Here is a 23,344-nt window from a genome sequence, read left to right as displayed (position 1 = left end):
CTTATGAACCATTATTTAGCAGAATTTATCGGCACCACACTCCTTCTACTTCTTGGTAACGGTGTTGTTGCGAATGTGATCTTAAAAGGAACAAAAGGAGAAAACAGCGGCTGGATCGTCATCACTACCGGATGGGCTTTAGCCGTATACATCGGAGTCGTATTCGCAGGCCCTTACACAGGCGCTCACTTAAACCCGGCAGTGACAATCGCCATGGCACTTCATAAAGCGCTACCCTGGACAGAAGTACCGGGCTATATTCTTGCCCAAATTGCGGGCGGTTTTTGTGGAGCATTGCTAACTTACATTATACACAAAGATCATTTTGATGCCACAGCCGACCCTACCACAAAACTAGGTGTTTTCGCTACGATCCCAAACATCCGAAATACCGCGACGAATCTAGCGAGTGAAATCATCGGGACTTTCGTCTTAATTTTTGTCATCTTTTTTATCACCGGACAAGATGTGACCATCAATGGAAAGACTGAACCTATTGGAATGGGCTCTTTAGGTGCCATACCTGTTGCTTTTTTGGTTTGGGCTATTGGATTATCATTAGGCGGAACAACAGGTTACGCAATTAACCCTGCAAGGGATTTGGGTCCCCGTCTATTTCACGCAATCTGGCCAATTAAAGGGAAAGGAGATTCGGATTGGTCGTATGCATGGATTCCCATTATAGGACCTATCACCGGAGCGGTGCTAGCGTTTGTTGTCTATATTTTAATAAAATAAATAAAGTATAAAATAACAAAGGGATTCAATAAATTGAATCCCTTTGTTATTTTATACCCGTTTTGGTTTTCGGCAACCATATTCACGGTCCCGCTCAAAAGTATTCATGTGTCGTTCCTTTTTTACTGGATAAACATCTTCAATAACAATCAATATCCCTTTCTCTTCTACTGTACCGAACTCATCATTTCGGGCAGTGCCAAAAGACTTCATCGTTGGTGACAAGTTCATGTAAGTATTGATTAAGGGTGGAATGTTTTCACCTAATGCCCTGACATGACTATTTAATATTTTATACCCTTCCTTATAATCCAATCCGTCAAAAACACCCACAAAACGATCATAGTCATTTTTAATTTCAAGGTCAGGAAGTGGAACAACCAATTTATCGTGATCTGGAAAATAGTAATCCATAAAGTAAAGCAGCATATCTCTAGCATCCTTATTATAATGCGGATACATCGTTACTTTTCCAAAAAGGTACTTAATTTCAGGGTTCAGCATAACCAAAGCGCCCAAACCATCCCATAAATTGTCTAGCGAAAAAATCCCCTTTCTATTATCAATTGCCGGCTGGTACCTAGGCTGCACGAACGATCGGCCCAGTTCAATTGTATACGGTAAATAATCTTTTGTAAACTGGTCAGAAAACTGAAAATAATGAGCTGTAGATAAATTGGGAATACCGTTTGACTCTCCTGCTTCGGCACATTTAATCACGCGATATCCCGCAACAACTTCTTCATCTTCAGGATTCCAAGCGATCAATTGATCATAGCAGTCTTCGCATGTATCGTTTTCATCAATATCGATGGAAAGCCCTGTACCTCCTCCTGCGCCACGGAACGTCAACTCTCGTAACCGACCGATCTCACGCATCACATTTGGTGAGTTATGATAGTTGATTAAGTATATCTCGTTATTTCCATTGTTGGTATAGCGTAAAAAAACCTCCTTATTCAATTCGGCTTTCAATAATTCTCTATCAACTGGAGGTATAATTTCTTGCATAAATTCTATTTTTCTTGAGCTAATCCATAAACCCTTCTTTTCACTTCTTCAGCCCAAGTCTTTTCGTTTTTTGATTGATCAAACGCTGTATAAGGGATTCTCTTTCCTACTATAATGTTAACGGTATGCCCGCGCTGGGCAAACATTTCATCGGGTAAATATAACATTTCAATGTTTACCTTAAGACCTATTTTTTGTCTAAGCCTTGCAAAATTATAAAAAAACTTAGAGTTTTTGCCGTCAATCAGTACCGGAATGACATCTTTTTTATATTTTTTCGCTTTACTAATAAAACTTTTTTTCCATTCCAGGTCTTCAATACGCCCATCTTTCTGCTTTCTAGAAACTAGCCCCGCGGGAAATACAAGCAGGGCATCATCCGCACCGTAAGCTTCCTCAATTGCCGAAATGGCTTGTTTACCCTGACTCCCTAATTTATTCACCCCCACAAATAAAGGCCTCAGATTACCTATATTCAACAAGATATCATTGACCAAAAATTTCACGTCCCGGCGATGCTTTCCGATCGCATGCATAAATGCAATACCATCCAATCCACCCAGAGGATGGTTAGATGCAAAAATTACCGAATCAGACACCGGAATATTTTCTGCGCCGTATAAGTTCACCTTTACCCCCAGATCATTGATTAACGCGTCGACAAAGTCCAGCCCTTGCAAATCGGCAAAGCGTGTCATGATATCATTGATTTCATCCTCATGGATCGTTTTCTTCAGATAGTTCAGCAGGAAAGATGGAATCCATTTTGCTAGTCCAGCATTTTTTTTGTGAATAACTTCGCGTATATCAATAAATTTTTTATTCTCACTCGTAATCATCAATCTTATTTTTCTGACTAAAAATACCTACTTGCCCTATTTAAGCATATATCAAATTGCTGACAAAAATACTAACAGAATGCTAATAAAAGTACAATTTTAAACATTAAAATTGTACTTATTTGCAATAATGTGATTACTTACTTTTATTTTATCCGTTAAACTCAAAAAAGCCAATGTTTCCTGAAGGAATCGGATCTGTAAAAATTTCCCTTTCACATCATTTTTTTTTATTAAGTTTGGGTATGTTAATAGGACAATTTCTTTCAAACGCAGATTTCAGCATTCAAAAGGCTGATTCAATACAGCAGGCATTAGAAAAACTACAGGACATGCTTTGTAAAGAATTGGTTGTTTTAAATGGAGATGAATATATTGGATTCGTCAACGAGTCAATTTTATTGGATGCCGACAATGAAGAAGCTCCTATTTCCGCTATTAAAATTAATACGGCGCCGATACAGCTTAAATTTAACCAACATCCCTATGATGGCCTGGTCATGATGACTGTATATAATAGTTCATTGGTGCCTATTTTGGACCAGGATAACAAATATGTTGGTGTTTCTACACAATTAGATATTTTAAAAGCAATTTCATTGATCCAGTCTCAAAATGAATCCGGAGCTATTATTGTCCTATCAATTGGATTACATGACTTTTCATTATCTCAAATTGCGCACCTGGTAGAAAGTGACAACTGTAGAATCCTCAATTGCGCTACAAAAATAAATCTCGAAAGCGACTCGATTGAAGTTACGCTAAAAGTAGATAAATCCAATATCAATGCATTGCTTAATTCATTCTTAAGACATAATTATATAATTATGGAGACACACAATACTGTTGCCGCATTTGATGACACAGCCGAACGGTATCAGCAGCTTATGAATTACATCAACATTTAATTAGTTAAGATTAGTTTTTTTCTCATCTTTGCCCCATAAATTCAAAAAATATGAGAATTGCGATATATGGACGAGAGTTTCAACCCTCCGTTATAGCACATGTGAAGCACTTATTTAAATACCTCGTTAGTAAAAACGTTGATATTTGGGTTTACGCACCCTTTTATAAGTTCTTGACAACGCAGTTTGAATGTGATTTTAATTTCCCTACTTACCATACATACGAGGAAATTAAAAACAGTGCAGATCTTATGCTCAGTTTAGGTGGCGATGGAACGATGTTGTCCGCCGTATCACTCATTAGAGACTCTGGGATTCCCATTGCAGGAATTAATTTTGGACGTTTGGGCTTTTTGGCCTCCATTAATAAAAATGATTTCGAACATGCAATAGATGATATATTAAACAATCGTTACGATATCCAAAAACGCGTTCTTCTTTCCGTAGAGTCTGAACAGATCAATTTGTTCCAGGGCAATCATTATGCGCTTAATGATATTACGGTATTTCGTTATGACAGCTCTGCCATGATCACAGTCAATGCACGAATTAACGGTGAACTGCTCAATTCCTATTGGGCGGATGGCTTGATTATCGCCACCCCTACTGGTTCTACAGCCTATTCACTGAGCTGTGGAGGCCCGATCATTATGCCCGAAAGTGGAAATTTTGTCATTACACCGATTTCACCACACAACCTTAATGTCAGACCAATCGTTATTTCAAATCAATTCACGCTTGAACTTGAAATTGAGAGCCGAAGCAATCAATACATACTCAGCTGTGACTCAAAAAACGAGTCTATTGACACCTCTGTCAAACTGACAATCAAACAAGCCCCATTTACGATTAATCTGATTCGTCTTCCGCACGAAAGCTTTTTTAGCACATTAAGAGAAAAGCTGCTCTGGGGTATCGATGTCAGAAACTATTAATCTTTATCATATTGTACTTCTGAATTTCCAATTAAAAATCGATATTTGGAACAAATAAGCATAATAAGGTACATAAGGTATCTATAATGAGGATTCAACACTAGTGATCAAACGAATTCATTCTGCGAGGTCAAAATTCGTTTAAAGATAATACACAGACAACCAGTATCTGGTTTTTAACACGCAAATAAGCTGTGACTAAGCTAAAGTGTTAATTTATTGAAAATAGCAACAATGAGCTTTTTAGATCAAATTGATAAAATTAAATTACCCCAGCACATTGCCATTATCATGGATGGTAATGGCCGTTGGGCAAAACAAAAAGGCAAACTCCGTGTATTCGGACACCAAAATGGCGTGAAAGCAGTAAGAGAAGCCTTAGAAGGATGTGTTCAGGCCAACATCAAATTTTTAACGCTCTACGCATTTTCGGCGGAAAACTGGAATCGGCCAAAATTAGAAGTGATCGCACTGATGGAACTTTTGGTCTCCTCTTTAAAAAAAGAAATCAAGACATTTCAGGAAAATGGTGTTAGATTAAATGCCATCGGAGATATCAGCAAGCTCCCAACAAATGCACAAAAAAAACTTCAGGAAACAATTGACGCCACCAAAGACAATACACATTGTACATTAACGCTTGCGCTGAGCTATAGTTCACGTCAGGAAATTGTGGAAGCCACCCGAAATTTGGTTAAAAAAGTAAATGCAGGTGAAATAGCCATTGAAGATATCAATGACGATATCTTTTCCGCTAATCTCTATACCCGAGATCTTCCGGATCCAGATTTATTGATCCGAACCAGCGGAGAACTTCGGATTAGTAATTTCCTTCTGTGGCAAATTGCTTATTCTGAACTATGCTTCCTAGACAAGATGTGGCCAGAGTTTACAAAAGAAGATTTATATAAATCAATTGTAGAATATCAGCAACGAGAAAGAAGGTTTGGAAAAACAAGTGAACAGTTATAAATGATTTTATTAAATTTGTCAACTGATTTGAATAAAAAACAAGCTGGTTAAATTTTCTTAATTAACAAAAATTAACAACTGATTGGTGTACTTTAGCGCCAATAATTCAAGATAAATGAAGCGTATACTACCCGTAATACTATTTTTTGGTCTCTCATCAATGCAACTTGTCTACGGACAGGAAAAAGGTGCGTTCAACTTAAATGACCCCGAAAAAATCAGTTATCTCAACCCTAAAAACTATGTAATTAGTGCTGTTGATGTAACCGGAACACAATTTTTGGATAAAAACGTATTAATTACCATATCTAAATTGTCGGTAGGTCAATATTTGGAAGTGCCAAGTGAAGCGACTGCAAAAGTAGTAAAAGATATGATGGCTCAAGGCCTCTTCGACGATGTCGAATTATGGGCAGACAAAATTGAAGGCGAAAACATCTTTTTGACCATCCGCGTAGTAGAACGCCCTCGTTTGACCCGTATTGACATTAATGGACTGAGCAAAAGCCAAACGGAAGAAGTCCGTAAACGTTTAAATAGCAATACGGGTAAAATCGTCAATGAAAATTTGATGAACACCACACGGGCAACAATCCAACGCTTTTTAAAGGAAAAAGCATACTTATATCCGGAGATTAAACTAAGAACAGTTAAGGATTCGGCACAGGCCAACAATGAAATCCTGATTGCGGATGTGGATAAAAAACACAAGGTAAGGGTTAAAAAAATGACCTTTACGGGCAACGAGCATTTTTCTCAGAAAGAACTGCGGAAAATGGCCAAACCAATCAAACAGAAAATGTGGTACCGCATTTTTGGCCCGGGTAAATTCAAAGAAGAGAAGTATAAGGAAGGTAAAGAGAACCTGATCAAAAAACTGGCGGCCAAAGGCTATCGTGATGCCGAAATCTTAAAGGATACGGTCATTCGGGATGGAGAAAAAAATGTATTGGTAAATTTTGATATTTACGAAGGACCTAAATATTACGTTGGTAATATTGTATGGACAGGAAATGCAAAATATTCCGATACCTTATTGAATAAGATTTTAGGGATTAAACGCGGAGATGTATTCTCCGAAGAAAAACTGAATACCAAATTGTTGGGCGGTGGTCGAAATTCCGATGATATTTCATCAATCTATATGAACGATGGATATTTGACTTTCTCCGTAGATCCTGAACAGACACGTGTTTATAATGACACCATTGATTTGAATTTACGCGTCTATGAAGGTGCTCAATATACCATTAACAACGTTATTGTAAAAGGTAACGATGTCACGAATGACCGTGTGGTTTTACGTTCTATCTATACGAAACCGGGGCAAAAATTCTCAAAAGAGCAAATTATGCGAAGTGTGCGTGAAATTGCCCAATTAGGAAATTTTGATGAGCAAAAAACAAATCCGGTTCCAACCAATTTGAACTATGCAGAAGGAACGGTAGATATTGTTTACAATGTGACAGAGAAACCCTCTGATCAAGTAGAGCTTTCGGGAGGTTATGGAGCTGGACAGATCATCGGTACACTGGGATTAACCTTTAATAACTTCTCTACAAGTAATTTCTTTGATAAAAGTTCATGGAAACCCCTTCCTCGTGGTGACGGTCAAAAATTAAGTGTACGTGGTCAGACTTCTGGTAAACGTTACCAATCATACAGCTTCTCTTTCTCAGAACCTTGGTTAGGTGGAAAAAAACCTATCTATTTTGGTTTAAGTGCTTATACCTCTAGTTCATCCTATGGTGGATTCAATTATTATACTGGTGAGCAAATTGTAAAAGATTCGGAGTTGAACCGGATTTGGATGACAGGTATTACGGCAACCTTAGGTAAGCGTTTACAATGGCCAGATAACTGGTTCCAAGCCAATACTTCATTGTCGTTCCAACGTTACAAACTTCAAAATTATGGTAATTATTTCTTGTTTGACAATGGTACGGCATACAATATTAACTTGACACAAGAATTTAGCCGGAACTCGATAGATGCACCGATCTACCCTACTTCGGGTTCGAACATCAAATTCTCAGTGCAATTAACGCCTCCTTATTCATTGTTCAATAATATTGACTATAAAAACGGTACTCCTCAAGATCGTTACCGCTGGACTGAATACCACAAATGGAAATTCGATTCACAATGGTATGCAAAAATTGTAGGAAAGTTAGTATTCAAAGCTCAGGCACAGTTTGGTTTCTTAGGTAAGTATTCCAACAAAACAGAAATTTCCACTTTCGAACGATTCAAGCTTGGTGGTGATGGTATGCAGGGATTTGATTACCTTCAGGGTTCAGAAATTATCGCTATGCGTGGTTATGCAAATGGTGTGATTATTCCAGAAGGTACTCAAAATGTAAATGTAGCAAGAAACTCAGGTAGCCCGATCTATACGAAATATCAAATGGAATTGCGCCATCCTGTGATGTTAAATGATCAGGCGACGGTATACGTACTGGCATTTGCCGAAGCGGGTAACACCTGGAACAAATTCACTGAATACAATCCATTTAAAGTACGTCGTTCAGCAGGTGTAGGTGCCCGTATCTTCCTACCTATCTTTGGTATGCTGGGAATTGACTACGGTCACGCATTCGATCCTATCCCAGGATTACCGAGCAGTACCTGGAAACAAAACTTTACATTTAGCATTATGCAAAATATGGGTGGATTCTAATTGGGGATAATTACACCCTTTAGATCAATCTTAATAAAGAAGCTATCGTACAAACTACGATAGCTTTTTTTGTATCAAATTAATTTTCAAATTTGATGCGAGATATATTTAAATCTTCCTATATTGAAGCAAGCTTATTTTCAGCAACAAAGGTTAGACATACCGCCCTTTCTAGAAAGGCATCGTGAGAATCGGCCAACAAGTTAAATAGTGTTAAACCCGAGAAATATCTGTTAGATTGCATCTTTTTTGTTATTTTTGAGCCGTAAATTTATTTAAGGCAATTTGTCAGATTAAACTTTTGAGCTTGTACATTGTCATAAAGTAAATTAATGTTAAATAATAAATTATAGTCTATAAAACTTACAGGAAATATGAAAAAAATATTGTTAGTTATAGCTTTTGTAGTCGTGAGTGCTACAGCGACATTTGCTCAACAGCTTGCGTATGTAGATTCAGAATATATCCTAAAACATGTCCCCGAATATACCGCCGCACAAAAACAATTGGATGATCTTTCTAAGCAATGGCAGGAAGAGGTGGATCAAAAATATGCTGAAATAGAAAAATTATATCAGGCTTATCAAAAAGATCAAGTTTTATTAAACGAAGATATGCGTCGCCGTCGTGAGGACGAAATCGTTACCAGAGAAAAAGAAGTAAAAGATTATCAAAAACAAAAATTCGGATTCGAGGGTGAACTTTTTAAAAGACGTATACAACTGGTAAAGCCTATTCAGGACCGTGTTGCAAAAGCAATACAAGAAGTGGCTTCGGCACAGAATATTGATTTCATTATGGATAAAGGAAAAGAGTCCACATTCCTATATGCGAACCAAAAATTGAACAAAAGTAATGAAGTCATTACAAAATTAGGTTATAAACCTAATCCTAGTCTTGCAAACTAAGCTGGAGTTTATTATCATTGTGGACACAAGTAATACAAATAGTAATTAATTAGAAAACTAAAAGATTGCCATAGAGATGGCTTATTAGATTAAAATGAAAAGCATGAAAAATTTATTAAAAGGTGCGGTTGCTATAGTGGCAGTATTTTTCTCAACTCAATTCGCAAATGCTCAGCAAAAACTTGGTCATATCAATTTCGCTGAAATCATTCAATCCACTTCAGATTATAAAACAGCTGAAGGCCAATTGAAAACATTGAGCGATGGTAAAACAAAAGAAATTCAAGATATGGTTACCATTTATCAAACCAAACAAAAAGAGGCCAATGATAAATTACGTAACAGAAGTGAAGCGAATAAAGAGACCGTTGATCCTGAAATCAATAAATTAGGACAAGAGTTACAAGATATTCAATCGCGTATTCAAACAGCACAACAAGCTGCGCAAGAGGAGTTGGGTAAAAAAGAAGATGAGTTAATTACTCCTATTCAAAGAAAAGTGGCTGAGGCGGTAAGCGCAGTATCCAAAGAAAAAGGTATGGCTTATGTATTTGATATCTCAAGCACCAATATTCCTTATTTCCAAGGTGGCGAAGATTTGACTGCTGCCGTTAAAACAAAATTAGGTATTTCTGCTACAGCAGCACCTGCAGCACCAGCGAAAAAATAATAACATATTTTACAGCATAAAAAAGGGATTATTCAGATGAATAATCCCTTTTTTATTGCCTCTTTTTATTACCCACTCCCTGAAATTAGCAGTTAATAATGTTACAGAAATAGCTACTAAAGTCGACTCATCAATAGGAAAAAAAATCTGTCATACGATTTTCTTGCATTTACCAGCTAAAATTTAGATATTGTAAAAAAATACATATCTACCCTAATGAAAACATCATGAGCTCAAATTTGTTTATTAACGAACAAAGAGGACAGCTTATGAAAGCTTCATTGCTAAAAATGGTTTTAATCGCATGAAATTATCATGGGCTTAAATCAGCTCAAAGGCTTATATAACTCAGTCTATGATAGCTTCAGTGCTATTAAACCGACGAAGGCAGCATGAATGCCTTTGAAAACAAATTGGTAATGAATAAACAAATTATTCTAATGAAAAAGAAAGTAACTGAGGATCATCCAAAGAAAGAAAGAAAAGTAACATCTGGTCCCATCCGGGACAAAGAACGGACCAAAGCACGGATGATTGCTGCGGTAGGAAAAGTCATCCAAAAGAAAGGTTATCATGCCTTGAACGGTCCGAATATCGCACTTGAATGTGGTTTAAATAAAGCGCTTATCTGGAACTATTTTGGCGGTCTTGACCAATTGGTTGAAGCTTATCTGACACAAAAGGACTTTTGGCAAATCGGAGATAAAGGAATTTTGGAACAGATGATATCAAATCCAGAGGATATTGATGTTGACCTGGTAAATGAATTACTTAAATCCCAGTTGAATACATTTTTAAAAGATAAAACCAAACAAAAAATCATCCATTGGGGGCTGGGTGAAAAAACAAAAGCACTAAAAAATATAGCTGATCGCCGTGAAGCTCTTGGCGAAGAATTATTTAAATACTTTGATCCAAAATTTGAAAATTCTGAAAACGATATAAGAGCGACATTAGCTTTATTGGTTAGTGGAATTTACTACCTCAGCTTACAGGCCAAATCGACGGGCAGCACGTTCTGTGGCATAGATATCAATACAGAAGAAGGAAAAACACGTATCGAAAAAACGATTGGAAGAATTCTTAAGCAGACATTTTCCGACGTAGAATAACTTGATAAATAAAATAACCTCAGCTTCCAAGAAATGCCGATAATTTCTTGGAAGTCTCTTTTCCCATTCCCGCTATCTCTTCCTTAAATATTTTCAGAAAATGATATGAACAATCTAATTTTTTGATTTATTTTTACTATGTTAGCATAACAAAATAATATGGTATATTTGTTATGTAACCAATATTCGAGCATATGATAGGTCAACTAATATTTGCAGTTTGTTTTCTGGGCGCGTTATTTTTTTTTAGTAAAAATGCACGGCGGATCTATAGTAATATCAAATTAGGTCGGGAGTTAGATCGTTCTGATAGGCCTTCGGAGCGTTGGAAAACAATGCTTTTGGTTGCCTTTGGGCAAAAGAAGATGTTTAAGCGCATTATTCCTGCCATTCTGCACTTATTTGTCTATTTAGGCTTTGTTATCATCAATATTGAAATGCTAGAGATCATTATTGATGGTTTATTCGGAACCCATCGGGTATTTTCGTTTATGGGAAGCTTTTATAATTTCTTGATCGGTTCATTTGAATGGCTGGCACTTGGGGTACTGGTGTCCTGCTTAGTCTTCCTGATTCGAAGAAATGTCATTCGGGTAAATCGCCTGAGCAGTAAAGAGCTTAATAATTGGCCCAAAACCGACGCTAATATCATCTTGGTCACAGAAATTCTGCTGATGTCGGCTTTTCTGCTGATGAATGCGACCGATCTCAAATTACAGCTTTATGGATTCGAGCATTTTAAGTCTGTTGGTTCGTTTCCGGTGAGTCACTATCTCTTGCCCTATTTGCCTACCTCAACTGCGACTTTATATACCATCGAAAGATCTTGTTGGTGGTTTCATATATTAGGTGTATTGGCTTTTTTAAACTACCTCCCCTATTCAAAACACTTGCATATCATACTCGCTTTTCCGAACACCTATTTTTCAAATTTGGATGCCAAAGGGAAATTATCCAATATGGCTGCTGTGACAAATGAAGTAAAAGCAATGCTTGATCCAAGCTTTACGCCACCATCTTCGGATGGGATAGCTCGTTTTGGAGCCAAAGATGTCCAGGATTTAACCTGGAAAAGCCTTTTGGATGCCTATACTTGCACCGAATGTGGCCGTTGCACATCCTCCTGTCCTGCCAATATCACAGGAAAACTTCTGTCACCACGAAAAATAATGATGGACACAAGGGATAGGCTAACCGAAGTAGGTGATAACATTAAGGTAAACGGCAGCTTCGTGGAGGATGGCAAGTCTCTTATCGATACCTATATCAGTCGGGAAGAATTATGGGCTTGTACGAGCTGCAATGCCTGTGTAGAGCAATGTCCTGTCAATATTAACCCATTGGACATTATCATAGAACTTCGTCGGTTTGCGATTATGGAGGAATCTCAGGCGCCCGCAAGTATTAATAATATGTTTGGAAACATTGAGAATAATGGTGCTCCATGGAAGTATGCACAAATGGACCGCGCAAATTGGACTCAACAACAATAGTTTAATGATGGAAAATGAATTGAAAGTTCCAACAGTCGCTGAACTGTTAGCTAAGGGAGAAACTCCCGATATATTATTTTGGGTGGGTTGTGCCGGTAGCTTTGATGAACGCGCGCAAAAAATAACACGTGATATCTGTCGAATTCTCCAACACGTTGGTATTAACTATGCTATTCTTGGAACAGAGGAAAGCTGTACCGGTGATCCTGCTAAGAGAAGTGGAAATGAGTTTTTATTTCAGATGCAAGCCATGATGAATATAGAGGTTTTGAATGGCTACGAAATCAAAAAAATCGTAACCGCTTGTCCCCACTGTTTTAACACGCTTAAAAATGAATATCCTGCTTTGGGTGGTCATTATGAAGTCATTCATCATACGCAATTGATCCAGAGTCTCATCGACGAGGGCAAGTTGAAACCGGCTGACAATAATATTTTTAAGGGAAAAAAAATAACCTATCATGATCCCTGCTACCTAGGGCGCGCAAATGAAGTCTATGAAGCACCTCGAAAAGTTCTTGAAAGTCTAGATGCACAACTTGTTGAATTAAAACGCTGCAAGAGCAACGGTCTATGCTGCGGCGCCGGCGGGGGCCAAATGTTTAAAGAACCCGAACCGGGCAAGAAAGACATCAACATTGAGCGCATTGAAGAGGTAATAGGAATACAGCCACAGGTTGTTGCTGCGGCATGCCCTTTCTGCATGACGATGTTAAAAGACGGTGTAAAAATAAAAGAGAAAGAGTCCGAAATAGAGGTACTCGATATTGCAGAAATAACAGCCCGGGCAAATAAACTTTAACTATTTCAGTTTAGAAATCACGATATAAAATAAGAAAGGCTCGATCCGAAGATCAAGCCTTTTTTGTTAAAAGGACACTACCCTTTAACGTTTGCTAAAAGTTAGCTGTCATAGGCACCCCGCCGGTTAAAATATGGGTACCTATGATCGAGCTAACGATGGGTAAATTTCTCTTATTCCCCATCAATCAAACCAAGTTGATAGCCATTTCAAAGATAGAGCGCATTGCCAAATTATCTATTGACCATTTTCTAGAAAAAATTGATCAAATTGTAAATTTCAAAAAAAAAACAATCGTTCCCCAGAGGAGGTAGCGAAATATTTCAGCATAACATTTAAGGGAACGTCCGGGCTATCAGACCTGTAAAAACAAAATCAAATTTGTCTGTTACAAATGTAAATCCCAGAAAACAATAACATGATAATCTATAGACAAATGAATGCATTGGAAACTTGTTTTACTTCATGGATCATATTGGGAGAGAGCAATAACTGTCACATGAAATCCTCCGTGCATCAAGACAGAAAGGAGCAGTAATTAATAAAGGTATAGCAAGGCTTTTGAATTATAGCATAATTAGATAAAGAATTTTTGTTACAAAACTCCGAAACAATATCAAAATGCAACAAGAATGGTCTCCACAAAGAATAAGAGCCATATGAAGACCATATTAGAAAGCACCCCCGTTAAAACAACAACGTTTTTTTAAATCTCATTTTTTTCGATCCATTTCGTTACTGCCGGCGGGGCATAGTTTTCCATCTTATCTAAAAGTTCTTCAATTGTCTGGCCGACCAACAGCATCTCGCGGTTCTCCGGCCTTAAAAGACCTTCATGAACCATGTGGTCCATAAACTTGATTAGGTGGTCATAAAACCCGTTAATATTCAACAATCCCACAGGTTTTCTATGTAGCCCCAGTTGCGCCCAGGTCGTCATTTCAAAAAGCTCCTCCAGTGTTCCAAATCCACCGGGCAGTGCAATTACTCCTTCAGCGTATTCATTCATGATTCTTTTACGATCATGCATACTGTCTACTATGATTAACTTCGTTACACCTCGATGTTCCCGCTCTTTTGAGTTTAAAAAATGGGGAATAACGCCAATGACCGAGCCACCTTTTTCCAAAGCGGCGTTTGCAACCACGCCCATTAATCCAGCGCGTCCACCGCCATATACCAATTGAACATTCCGTTGCGCAAAAGTATGACCTACGTATTTCGCCTGATCTTCATATATGGTGGAATTGCCCAAACTGGAAGCGCAAAATACAACAATGCTTTTGATTTTATTCATATACAAGTATAAAAAATAAGCAGCCTAAATCCATTTTTTTAGCAATTTAAATATTCCATTTTTATAAGGCGGATAAATCCATTTCGAAAGATCATATTTAGATTGACGCATTATAGCACGCTCATGTGAAAATGCCTTGAAGCCAAAAAAACCATGGCAGCTTCCTTGGCCACTACCGTTGACTCCTCCGAATGGTAAATGGGGATTAGAGACATGGATCAGCACATCATTGACACAGACACCTCCGGAAGCTATCTGTTGGATGATAAGCTGGGTATGATGCCTGCTTTCGCTAAAAATATACAATGCCAATGGTTTTTCGCCTTGATTTACGATAGAAATTGCATCTTCCAAGTTGTCATAAGTTATAATCGGAAGGATGGGACCAAATATTTCTTCGCTCATGATCGCATTATCCAAAGAAACACCCGTCAACAAGGTCGGATTTAAAGTTAAATCCTCCGACAGCTGGCCTCCTTCAACCAACGTTGCCCCATCTTCAACCGATCTGGCGATCAAAGTACTGAGGCGATCAGCATGCTTCTGATTGATAATCTTCGCGTAACGCGTCGGGTCTATTTCACCGCTCCCTGTAAAAAACATTTTTTTCACAGCATTTAAGTAATGTTTTACAAATTCATCACGCAATCCTGTTGGAAGAAGAACATAGTCCGGAGCAATACAAGTCTGCCCAGCATTGATCAATTTCCCCCAGGCGACTTTATTTGCCGCCTTTTCGAGATGAGCTGTTTCATCCAGTATAACCGGTGATTTCCCGCCGAGTTCCAAGGTTACGGAACTTAAATGGTCAGAAGCAGCTCTCATAATCTGTTTGCCCACCACTGAACTACCAGTAAAGAAAATATGATCAAAAGGAAGTTTCAGAAGTGTCTCCGCTGTAGATTTTTCACCTTCGATACAAACGATTTCTTTGACATCAAATGCTTCGGAAATCATCGTCCGAATTAGGGATGCAGTATATGGACTGTGTTCAGACGGCTTCAAAACAATACAGTTACCTGCAGCAACGGCTGATACCAAAGGGCTCATGGTAAGCTGAAAGGGATAATTCCAGGGAGATATAATCAGAACAGCCCCTTTGGGCTGATATACAATCGAACTTTTTGCCAGTAGGTTCGTCATTGACCTCCCCACGTGTTTTGGCCGCATCCATGTTCGCAAATGACGAATGGCAAACTCGATTTCACCATAAATAAATAATACCTCGCTTATTGCAGCTTCATTTCTTGATTTGCGTAAATCTTTTGCCAGCGCTTCATAAATTAAATCTTCGTTGCTTTCAATTACGCGGCGTAATCTGCGTAACTTTTCTATCCGTTCATGGACATCGCTATGTCGCAATTCAATTTTAAAGAGTTGCTGTTGCTGAAATATGGAATCTATTTGATCGATCATGCTATTCGAATTAATATAAATCGGAAGGTGAAAATAATGTTACTTTTTCTTTGGCATATTATCTATCCATTGCCGAATCAAATCCACACCTTCCTTATGGATTATACTTCGGGCCAATTCAGGCATTGCTGTCCCGGGTTCTATACTATTCATTCGATACAACAAGATAGAATGCTCCGAATCCCCGGGTATAATATCATAGTTTAATCCACCTGCTCCTCCTCCTGCTGATACAGGAGCCTTATCCACACCCAGATGTGCCGGTGTATCCTCTTCGTAGTTGAGGAATAATCCTGTATTAAACGCATCCCCGCCCTTTGTATGACAATGGGCGCAATTGACATCTAAATAAGCCCGGGAACGATCTTCGAGACTAAATTTGGTCTTATCCGTCCATATCGGCAATTGCGCGACATGTTTTAAGTCGGGCATATTTTTCAACAATCCCCTGGTACTCCAGTGAGCCAATTGATTGACAGAATCGCCTGAACGGACAAAATTCAGATTACGGGCTTTAGGACCTATTGGCATTAATTTCGATGCATTATTATGACAACGCTTACAGTCATTGGTATTTGGCACCATGTAATTTGTCTTATTCCTATTCCCATTGTTATCGACCAAAGTGATCGCCAATTTTGCCCCCCGAATATGCTTAATCGCATCTGATTGCTCCACATTCCAAAGGTAGTTCATGACTTTCCAGTTATGATCTGCGGGGTCTTTGACCAATAAACGTGTTTCAATAATAATCTTCTGCCCCTGAACATTGATATAGGAGAAATTTTTAACGATTATTGTTGAATCCGGAAAATCTAAAGGTCCTTGTGACGTGTACGCAATTGATTTTCCAGTAGGAAGAACAATAAAACGATCTTTAACAGTATAATCTGAAAACAAAGGTGTACTTAATTCATAAGGGAGAATACCTTCTTTCGGCAATAGATCACTCAACCTTCCCTTGAAAAATCCATAATCAGAAAGCTTTTCTTTAAACACGAATGAACTACTGACCTGTTCCGATTTATTTTTCCCTTGCCGGCAGCTTTGTTGTAAAATCAATAGGAACACACACAAAATAACAATCCCAACTAGGGTTAGTTTTATATTTTTCACGGCTATTTACATTGAAATGGTTTCACATTGCTTGATGGTTTCCATTTGTCTCCCTGGCCCGCATGTTTAAAATCTGCGGACACAAACATATTTTCGCCGGGCTGATCAATGCAAATAGCATCCGGATTTGGGGCAGTACCATTTGTCATAATATTACTGGAAATACCATCGTATAGAATTGCAGGAATTCTTTTCACTGAACGATTGGGTTCCACGACATTGAGCTGCGCCTCAGTAGCAATAATTAATTGGCCAATGCGGTGTTCATAAGCAGGCTGAGGAAACTTGTCTCCCATGCTTATTTTATTTCCATGGATTTTAATCTGCGAGGGTATTGGCGAGTAGTTGTTATTGATGCGCTCAGCGGCCTTCTCATCCACAGCAAAACCAGAAGCTATGGTAATAGCCGAAGTATTATTGTGTTCAATCGTATTGTTATACAATTCGATATTTGATGTGGAAAGGATAATAATTCCACTTCCGGGAGAGGCATTTCCGACACCCCAAAATGTCCCAAAACTACCTCCTTTTGCAAAATTTCTAAAATTATTATCATAAATCTTATTACGATAAGCCTTCACTCGTCCGCCCCGTTGGGACAGGTCGGGCAAATCAAAAATTAAAAAACCGGCGGTATTTCCATAAAACTCATTGTCATACACCTCCGCATCAGTCGTATTTTCAATTTCACAGCCAGCTACATTTTTGGATGCCTTACATTTTCTTACCACGACTCCTTTGGTTTGCCCAACATAAATACCTGCATCAGAAGCGCCTTCGGCATAGCAATTCTCGATAAGAACATTCTTACAGAGCACCGGATAAATTCCATATCCGCCACTGGTAGAGTCAGCCGAACTCCATATACTATGCAGGTCTGCAATAATAATGTCCTGGCTGTTGTTTATCTTCAATAGATCTCCTTTTGAATCCCGGATCGTCATCTTTCCGATTGTCAGCCCCTTGACATCAGTAATACGGATGCCCTCTCCCCCCTGTGTCTGGCCCGAAAAGTCGATGATGGTTTTTTCGTGCCCCTCGCCTTCAATTTTAATATGGTTGACCTGGGCTATACTCAGGTTATCAAAACGATATTTACCTGATTTCAAATGTATATTTGTACTATCTTTAATCGACAGAAAAGCCTCTTCAATTGCTTCCTCCTGCCCGGGACCAAAAGTCAGCACATGATAATCTTTACTTTGTTGATTCTTGCAGCTCCAAAAGGCGAAACTTATGAACACCATTATGAGCCCGTTTTTTACATATCCTTTCATGATTTATTTTTTTATGATTTATTTTGGTTAAAAAATATTATAAGCATAGGTGACATAATACACCGCACCGATGCGAGGGTTTGCGATACCTGTAGAATAGTATTTGTTCGTAATATTTGTTCCACCGACGCGAATACCAGAACGGGCTTTAATAAACTTATAGCTCACTTGCGCATCAATTACTGTCGAACTAGGCACCTGTCCCGCAGCAAGACCGCCTGAAACAACATAATAATATCCGGGTCTATAACGAAGGGATGTGCTAAAAGACCAGACCTGCTTTTTACCGAATCCACTATTTGCAAATTCAAAATTGACATGATAATTCGGTGTATTAAAGTTGTTGATCTGGCTATTATTTTTGTTCTTAAGATAATCCGAATAATAGTTTGCCTTTGTCATAAAATTCCGACCTAGATCTATACTCACACTTGCGGCATAGCCGTATGTATTTACGGTTTCTCCACCATTAAAGGCCACATTATATTGGACATAGGTTGCATGATCCTTAAAAGCATTGATATCGTCAGTGCCCGGTGTATTTGCGACATTGGCATAACCGATAAAATTCTTCCATGTTGAAAAATAACCGAGTACATCAACCATGACACGCTTACCAAACACGGCTGCATATCCCAGTTCAAAAGCATTTACGGACTGTGGTTTTATATTGTCAAACTTAAATTGCTGAAGTACCTTCGGATCATTTGTCGCCTGAAATTTTTGCACACTTTCCAATGTGTAAGGAGGATAACGGTCAAATTGATAATTATCGATCAATAATAGCGAGGATCCACCGGATGAAAAACTATTATAGCCGTTCAATGTATTTTGGAGCGCCTGAATATTTGAAGGAAAGCTATACGCATTTTGATAAGAAAAACGTAAATAATTCTGTCTTAGCACTTCGTATACCATTGATGCACGCGATGTAAGTTTCGGTTGAGCAAACAAGGTATTCTTATCATACCGAAAAGAAGTAGCGATATGCATCCGTTCCTCCATAATCTTTTTCGCGAGTTGAAGGTAGGCACTATATTCATTGACGTGAATCGGTTTATCCTTATCCGGAAATAAAGTATTTTTAGAATTCAGGCTATATAAACGCCAATTTACGCCTGCTATGACCTGCATAAATTTGATATGTTCCGAGAAATTATACTGTGCTTCGGTATTATATAGCTTACTTCGGTCCAGAAATAACGTTCCCCCTTCAGAAATTGGCGTATTACTAATGCTGTCTTTGAGTCTATTAAATAGCGCAGTACCTAGTTCCGCCCGTCCTTGATCCGCCAAACTACGTCCTTGCAGATGGGCATCTGTAAGTGCTGTCCCCGAGGCCAGTGCCTGAAGGAGACCAGCAGTATATTCAGGGTACCAGCCCCCTACATTGCCATCGTAACTGGTTTTCCATGACTCATTGATATATTGCGCAGTCGGTCCGGCCACGAGTGTTTTGCCTGAATTTTCCTGAGTCGTATACGCCCGGACAAACCACTTGTCACTCCGTACCTCCAAACGGTATTGGCCTACTTTAAATCCTTTCAACTGATAGCGGGTATCATTGGTATACACAATATTTCCGGTACCGAAAGTCGCTGAGGCAATCGCTTCGATATCAGGTGAAATTTTGTAACGAAATTCGCCGTTCACCTTAAAAAGTTTTGCCCGATTATCGAGATATCCATACTCAGGGTAGCCTGTCCGCGAGACATAATTTGGATGGGCAAGTAAAGGTTCAACAATAGGCCTCAAATCCGGATTTCCTGCAAGAGCAGCTTCCAGGAAAGGATTGATATCTACCGAAGTTGCCCCACCATACCTATTCACACCATTATAATTGGGATCTGTGAGCGCTGTACCCAAACCGTTTTTGTTTGTCTCATCATTGGCGACCCAGTCCTTTGCTTGTGTATATTGACCGTTGATCTTAAAAGCAATCCGATTACTGAGCTGCTTGGCATAGCGAACGGACCAGTCATAGTAGGGTGAAGTGGGGACTGGATCATTGTTCTTTTTAGGATTTAAATGATTGACCCCCTGAGTTACCAATACACTTAATCCCTGATATTTGAATGGATTCTTTCCTGTAGCGATCATGGTTCCATTGAGTCCTCGTGAGCCATATAAAGCGGAAGATGCGCCAGACAATAACTCAATATTGTCGACATCAAGTTGGGTCAGGCCAATCACGGAACCCAACGGAAAGTTTAAGCCCGGAGCTTGGTTGTCCATCCCATCAACAATCTGTGTAAAATTTGTATTTCCACTCGTATTGAACCCACGTGTAGTGACACTCGTAAAACCAATACTCGATACGGTAACATCGACTCCCCGCAGCCCCTGCAGCATATCCATGTAATTTATCTGCGCTGCGTTATGAATATCTTTATTACTGATTTGCTCAATAGTTACCGGAGAAGAAAGTTTGGTCTGCACCGTTCGGCTTGCAGAAACCACCACCTCCTGTCCTAAGATCGGCGAAACATTCAGCGGAATCTCCAACGTGGAAGCCAAACTTTCAACAACAACCTCTTTGGGTTCAAAACCGATTGCAGAAATAGATAGGATGAGTGGTAAAGTTTTGGTCGTTTTCAATTGAAAACGACCTCGATCGTCCGAAAAGGTGCCTTCTTTACCGTCTTTTATACGTATGGAGACTGCATAAGCTGCTTCTCCGGTCAGGCTGTTACGCACGCGCCCGTTGATCGTCTGTTGCGCAACCAACGACAGTGGAGCGCAGAAACAGAGAATCTGGATGAATAAGGTAATTTTTTTCATGTTTATATTGGTTAGCGTATAATATTCGCTTCAATGCTTCACTTTACCCATCCATGATTCCCTAAAACAGGTCATCATCCCCGCTTTCTGATTCCCTTAAAAATCAGGGAAACCAAAAATTTAGTATCCCGAAGACTTTGCGTATAGTCGATTTCGACTTGCTTCTTTAGGATTGCTTGTTGCTCGGTACTATGCTTTAACGCATTCGCAAAATTGATCAATACCGAGGCCGTATTATCCGGATCTTCCATATCTAGCTGTTCTTGAACGGTGGCTTGCACTAAAAGCTTTGTCAGAAAGTCTTTCTCTTGCACCATCATCGCATCATACAGTTCAAAAAAACGAGGTAAAATCTTATCCAGTGACTCTACCGATACCCGATTCATATTCAGTACATTCGTATAATAGTTCAATCTTGATTCCAGATAAAAGGCAATCTGATGCTCCACTCCTTTTTTCTTTAATGTACTCTGCTGCAACGCACCTATAAAGGATTCCCCTTCACGGATAGCAACCTCTATAAAAATATCTTCCTTGTTCTTGTAATAATAGTAAAGAGACGTTTTGTTCAATCCAACCGCTTTTGCGATATCGTCCAATGTTGTCTTTTCCAAGCCATATCGCTCAAAACACTCCATTGCGGCCTGACCAATCCGCACCTTAACCTGTTCCTTTTTGTTCATCTGAATTAAAGTTAGTTATATATTTTCAATTTTCAAACATTTTAATAAAATGTTTGAAAATTGAAAATATATAAAATAAATCTTACCTATAGTCCTTTTAAATAAGCCATTAGGTCCTCCTATTGATTCCGGCCTATTCTTATTATAAATTAAATTTAACATTTCATAAGCATTTTTAGATTTACTATCGTAAAAAAGGCAGTCTTTAAAGGCATACATCCTATCCTATTTCTTGCCTTATGAAAAGAATAAAAAAACAAAAATGAATTATAATTGTAAAAAGAAAGTGACGTTTAACAATTAAAAAAATTATAAACATGTACAAGATTATGAATATGATAGCGATTGCCGGCTTTAGCGCAGTACTCCTTTCATCAACCCCAGCTCCAAGACAAGCAGCAAGTCAGCACGATGCTATTGAAGCAATTGAGCAAACTACACGCACAAAAGAGCAAGAGGGCACAGATTCCCTATTGCAGTACTTCAATGAGACGACGAACGAACTCGAAAAACAAGTTTCAGGACTCAGTGAAGCTCAGTTACAATTTAAATCTGCTCCGGACAAATGGTCAATCAGCCAATGCCTGGAACATATTGTACTATCTGAACGAATGATATTTGACATGGCAAAGGCCGCATTGACCAAGGCGCCACAGCCCGAAAGAAAGAGCGAGGTGCAAATGACCGACGACAATCTAAAAACGACAATTACAGATCGAAGCCATAAATTTCAGGCTCCAAAAGAACTTCAACCAACCGGCATATACAAAGATTCAAAAACGGCATTGGCTGATTTTCGTGCTGCGCGACAACCAGTGATCGATTACATTACGAAAGCGGATGCAAAAGACCTTCGCAGTCATATCAACGATTACCCGACAGGCGTCGTCGACGGTTACCAAGGTTTAATGTTTATTGCCGCACATTGTGCTCGACATACCAAACAGATTGCAGAGGTAAAAGCAGATCCTAACTTCCCAAAACAATAAGAATATGAAGAAAATGAATTATCAGATCACCATCGACGCGCCGGTCGATCATGTATTTAAAACCATGCTCGATAAAGAAACCTATAAAAAGTGGACGGCTGCTTTCAATCCAACTTCTGACTTTGAAGGTAGCTGGGAAAAGGGTGCCAAGATTTATTTTATAGGCATTAATAAAGATGGTGAAAAAGAAGGTATGGTTGCGGAGATAGCCGATCATATTCCAAATAAATACATATCCATTCGTCATTACGGTATATTAAACAAAGGCAAAGAGATTACCGAAGGACCCGCAGTCGAAGACTGGGCCGGTTCGTTTGAAAATTACACCTTTGAGGATCTTGGCAGTAAAACCCTGTTAAAGATCGATTTGGACACCAATGAAGAGTATTTGGATTACTTTGACGAAACATGGCCAAAAGCATTACAAATACTGAAAGAAATCAGTGAGAAATAGCAATTGATAAGTTCAATCTTATGCTTGATCCAATCTCTTCTTTTAAAAAAGATGGGATCGTTGAAATAGAAAAAAGGCCAAATCTTTAATTAAGATTTGGCCTTTTTTAAGTGCCCAGGAGCAGATTCGAACTGCCACGCCCATACGAGCGCCACCCCCTCAAGATGGTGCGTCTACCAATTTCGCCACCTGGGCTCATATTCGCCTTTGGTATCACAAAAATAAATATTTTTCCTTCTTTTGCAAGGCGAAAAATGCTTTTT

Annotated in this window: 20 protein-coding genes and 1 tRNA gene; 12 read left to right on the top strand and 9 right to left on the bottom strand. The window is 38.8% G+C overall.

Annotated elements, in window-relative coordinates:
* The first annotated feature begins 3 nt into the window (after window positions 1-3).
* A complete protein-coding gene (locus DCO56_RS06785) occupies window positions 4-738 on the top strand; it encodes an MIP/aquaporin family protein (RefSeq protein ID WP_108633017.1) in 735 nt (244 codons plus the stop codon).
* 51 nt (window positions 739-789) lie between these two features.
* Here DCO56_RS06785 and glsB read toward each other — a convergent pair whose 3' ends face one another.
* Both glsB and glsA read right to left on the bottom strand, forming a co-directional pair.
* Entirely contained in the window at window positions 790-1,749 is a 960-nt protein-coding gene (gene glsB / locus DCO56_RS06780; protein ID WP_108633016.1) for a glycine N(alpha)-acyltransferase GlsB, read from the bottom strand.
* A gap of 5 nt (window positions 1,750-1,754) precedes the next feature.
* The gene (gene glsA, locus DCO56_RS06775; RefSeq protein ID WP_108633015.1) at window positions 1,755-2,588 is read right to left on the bottom strand and encodes a lyso-glycine lipid O-acyltransferase GlsA; all 834 of its coding nucleotides are present in this window, start codon (window positions 2,586-2,588) and stop codon (window positions 1,755-1,757) included.
* A 245-nt stretch (window positions 2,589-2,833) separates the two neighbouring features.
* Between glsA and DCO56_RS06770 the strand changes: the two genes are divergently transcribed.
* The 9 genes from DCO56_RS06770 to DCO56_RS06730 all read left to right on the top strand — a co-directional run bounded on the left by DCO56_RS06770 (window position 2,834) and on the right by DCO56_RS06730 (window position 13,068).
* Complete coding sequence (locus DCO56_RS06770; protein WP_121123996.1) at window positions 2,834-3,496, top strand: CBS domain-containing protein; 663 nt, start codon at window positions 2,834-2,836, stop codon at window positions 3,494-3,496.
* A 50-nt stretch (window positions 3,497-3,546) separates the two neighbouring features.
* Complete coding sequence (locus DCO56_RS06765) at window positions 3,547-4,431, top strand: NAD kinase (RefSeq protein WP_108633013.1); 885 nt, start codon at window positions 3,547-3,549, stop codon at window positions 4,429-4,431.
* Window positions 4,432-4,665: 234 nt separating this feature from the next.
* Window positions 4,666-5,403: an undecaprenyl pyrophosphate synthase gene (locus tag DCO56_RS06760; RefSeq protein WP_108633012.1), complete on the top strand. Its 738-nt coding sequence runs from the start codon at window positions 4,666-4,668 to the stop codon at window positions 5,401-5,403.
* A gap of 115 nt (window positions 5,404-5,518) precedes the next feature.
* On the top strand, window positions 5,519-8,083 hold the full coding sequence (gene bamA / locus DCO56_RS06755) for an outer membrane protein assembly factor BamA (RefSeq protein WP_108633011.1): 2,565 nt from the start codon (window positions 5,519-5,521) through the stop codon (window positions 8,081-8,083).
* 374 nt (window positions 8,084-8,457) lie between these two features.
* Window positions 8,458-8,991: an OmpH/Skp family outer membrane protein gene (locus DCO56_RS06750; protein ID WP_108633010.1), complete on the top strand. Its 534-nt coding sequence runs from the start codon at window positions 8,458-8,460 to the stop codon at window positions 8,989-8,991.
* A 103-nt stretch (window positions 8,992-9,094) separates the two neighbouring features.
* On the top strand, window positions 9,095-9,661 hold the full coding sequence (locus tag DCO56_RS06745; RefSeq protein ID WP_108633689.1) for an OmpH/Skp family outer membrane protein: 567 nt from the start codon (window positions 9,095-9,097) through the stop codon (window positions 9,659-9,661).
* Between the two features lie 440 nt (window positions 9,662-10,101).
* Window positions 10,102-10,773: a TetR/AcrR family transcriptional regulator gene (locus DCO56_RS06740; RefSeq protein WP_181390486.1), complete on the top strand. Its 672-nt coding sequence runs from the start codon at window positions 10,102-10,104 to the stop codon at window positions 10,771-10,773.
* A 194-nt stretch (window positions 10,774-10,967) separates the two neighbouring features.
* On the top strand, window positions 10,968-12,266 hold the full coding sequence (locus DCO56_RS06735; protein ID WP_108633009.1) for a 4Fe-4S dicluster domain-containing protein: 1,299 nt from the start codon (window positions 10,968-10,970) through the stop codon (window positions 12,264-12,266).
* 7 nt (window positions 12,267-12,273) lie between these two features.
* The gene (locus DCO56_RS06730; protein ID WP_108633687.1) at window positions 12,274-13,068 is read left to right on the top strand and encodes a (Fe-S)-binding protein; all 795 of its coding nucleotides are present in this window, start codon (window positions 12,274-12,276) and stop codon (window positions 13,066-13,068) included.
* Window positions 13,069-13,774: 706 nt separating this feature from the next.
* On the opposite strand, the gene DCO56_RS06725 is transcribed toward DCO56_RS06730, so the two are convergent.
* From DCO56_RS06725 to DCO56_RS06700, 6 genes are all read right to left on the bottom strand, one after another.
* The gene (locus tag DCO56_RS06725) at window positions 13,775-14,365 is read right to left on the bottom strand and encodes an LOG family protein (RefSeq protein WP_108633008.1); all 591 of its coding nucleotides are present in this window, start codon (window positions 14,363-14,365) and stop codon (window positions 13,775-13,777) included.
* 24 nt (window positions 14,366-14,389) lie between these two features.
* Complete coding sequence (locus DCO56_RS06720) at window positions 14,390-15,781, bottom strand: aldehyde dehydrogenase family protein (RefSeq protein ID WP_245935786.1); 1,392 nt, start codon at window positions 15,779-15,781, stop codon at window positions 14,390-14,392.
* A gap of 39 nt (window positions 15,782-15,820) precedes the next feature.
* On the bottom strand, window positions 15,821-16,897 hold the full coding sequence (locus DCO56_RS06715) for an SO2930 family diheme c-type cytochrome (protein ID WP_165308299.1): 1,077 nt from the start codon (window positions 16,895-16,897) through the stop codon (window positions 15,821-15,823).
* A 2-nt stretch (window positions 16,898-16,899) separates the two neighbouring features.
* A complete protein-coding gene (locus tag DCO56_RS06710) occupies window positions 16,900-18,174 on the bottom strand; it encodes a parallel beta-helix domain-containing protein (RefSeq protein WP_108633005.1) in 1,275 nt (424 codons plus the stop codon).
* A gap of 27 nt (window positions 18,175-18,201) precedes the next feature.
* Window positions 18,202-20,955 (bottom strand): TonB-dependent receptor, encoded by a 2,754-nt coding sequence (locus DCO56_RS06705; RefSeq protein ID WP_108633004.1) that lies wholly within the window; start codon window positions 20,953-20,955, stop codon window positions 18,202-18,204.
* A 74-nt stretch (window positions 20,956-21,029) separates the two neighbouring features.
* Window positions 21,030-21,638, bottom strand: coding sequence for a TetR/AcrR family transcriptional regulator (locus tag DCO56_RS06700; RefSeq protein WP_108633003.1), 609 nt, complete (start codon window positions 21,636-21,638; stop codon window positions 21,030-21,032).
* Between the two features lie 317 nt (window positions 21,639-21,955).
* On the opposite strand from DCO56_RS06700, the gene DCO56_RS06690 reads away from it, so the two are divergent.
* The gene (locus DCO56_RS06690) at window positions 21,956-22,627 is read left to right on the top strand and encodes a DinB family protein (RefSeq protein ID WP_108633001.1); all 672 of its coding nucleotides are present in this window, start codon (window positions 21,956-21,958) and stop codon (window positions 22,625-22,627) included.
* Between the two features lie 4 nt (window positions 22,628-22,631).
* Window positions 22,632-23,081 carry an SRPBCC family protein gene (locus tag DCO56_RS06685; protein ID WP_108633000.1) on the top strand — a complete coding sequence of 150 codons (450 nt, stop codon included), beginning with the start codon at window positions 22,632-22,634 and terminating at the stop codon, window positions 23,079-23,081.
* 111 nt (window positions 23,082-23,192) lie between these two features.
* Here DCO56_RS06685 and DCO56_RS06680 read toward each other — a convergent pair.
* Window positions 23,193-23,276: transfer RNA gene (locus DCO56_RS06680), tRNA-Leu, on the bottom strand.
* Between the last annotated feature and the right edge of the window lie 68 nt (window positions 23,277-23,344).

Origin of the sequence: Sphingobacterium athyrii, from assembly GCF_003071065.1 — a bacterium.
Taxonomy (GTDB): Bacteria; Bacteroidota; Bacteroidia; order Sphingobacteriales; family Sphingobacteriaceae; genus Sphingobacterium; species Sphingobacterium athyrii.
This window is presented reverse-complemented; position numbering and strand designations above follow the sequence as displayed.

What these genes read in the sequence shown, in the direction of transcription:
- DCO56_RS06720 (WP_245935786.1), bottom strand. Translation starts at nt 15,781, where the DNA reads ATGATCGATCAAATAGATTCCATATTTCAGCAACAGCAACTCTTTAAA.
- DCO56_RS06740 (WP_181390486.1), top strand. Translation starts at nt 10,102, where the DNA reads ATGAAAAAGAAAGTAACTGAGGATCATCCAAAGAAAGAAAGAAAAGTA.
- DCO56_RS06770 (WP_121123996.1), top strand. Translation starts at nt 2,834, where the DNA reads ATGTTAATAGGACAATTTCTTTCAAACGCAGATTTCAGCATTCAAAAG.
- bamA (WP_108633011.1), top strand. Translation starts at nt 5,519, where the DNA reads ATGAAGCGTATACTACCCGTAATACTATTTTTTGGTCTCTCATCAATG.
- DCO56_RS06765 (WP_108633013.1), top strand. Translation starts at nt 3,547, where the DNA reads ATGAGAATTGCGATATATGGACGAGAGTTTCAACCCTCCGTTATAGCA.
- DCO56_RS06705 (WP_108633004.1), bottom strand. Translation starts at nt 20,955, where the DNA reads ATGAAAAAAATTACCTTATTCATCCAGATTCTCTGTTTCTGCGCTCCA.
- DCO56_RS06685 (WP_108633000.1), top strand. Translation starts at nt 22,632, where the DNA reads ATGAAGAAAATGAATTATCAGATCACCATCGACGCGCCGGTCGATCAT.
- DCO56_RS06725 (WP_108633008.1), bottom strand. Translation starts at nt 14,365, where the DNA reads ATGAATAAAATCAAAAGCATTGTTGTATTTTGCGCTTCCAGTTTGGGC.
- DCO56_RS06735 (WP_108633009.1), top strand. Translation starts at nt 10,968, where the DNA reads ATGATAGGTCAACTAATATTTGCAGTTTGTTTTCTGGGCGCGTTATTT.
- DCO56_RS06745 (WP_108633689.1), top strand. Translation starts at nt 9,095, where the DNA reads ATGAAAAATTTATTAAAAGGTGCGGTTGCTATAGTGGCAGTATTTTTC.
- DCO56_RS06785 (WP_108633017.1), top strand. Translation starts at nt 4, where the DNA reads ATGAACCATTATTTAGCAGAATTTATCGGCACCACACTCCTTCTACTT.
- DCO56_RS06750 (WP_108633010.1), top strand. Translation starts at nt 8,458, where the DNA reads ATGAAAAAAATATTGTTAGTTATAGCTTTTGTAGTCGTGAGTGCTACA.
- glsB (WP_108633016.1), bottom strand. Translation starts at nt 1,749, where the DNA reads ATGCAAGAAATTATACCTCCAGTTGATAGAGAATTATTGAAAGCCGAA.
- DCO56_RS06690 (WP_108633001.1), top strand. Translation starts at nt 21,956, where the DNA reads ATGTACAAGATTATGAATATGATAGCGATTGCCGGCTTTAGCGCAGTA.
- DCO56_RS06710 (WP_108633005.1), bottom strand. Translation starts at nt 18,174, where the DNA reads ATGAAAGGATATGTAAAAAACGGGCTCATAATGGTGTTCATAAGTTTC.
- DCO56_RS06730 (WP_108633687.1), top strand. Translation starts at nt 12,274, where the DNA reads ATGGAAAATGAATTGAAAGTTCCAACAGTCGCTGAACTGTTAGCTAAG.
- DCO56_RS06700 (WP_108633003.1), bottom strand. Translation starts at nt 21,638, where the DNA reads ATGAACAAAAAGGAACAGGTTAAGGTGCGGATTGGTCAGGCCGCAATG.
- glsA (WP_108633015.1), bottom strand. Translation starts at nt 2,588, where the DNA reads ATGATTACGAGTGAGAATAAAAAATTTATTGATATACGCGAAGTTATT.
- DCO56_RS06760 (WP_108633012.1), top strand. Translation starts at nt 4,666, where the DNA reads ATGAGCTTTTTAGATCAAATTGATAAAATTAAATTACCCCAGCACATT.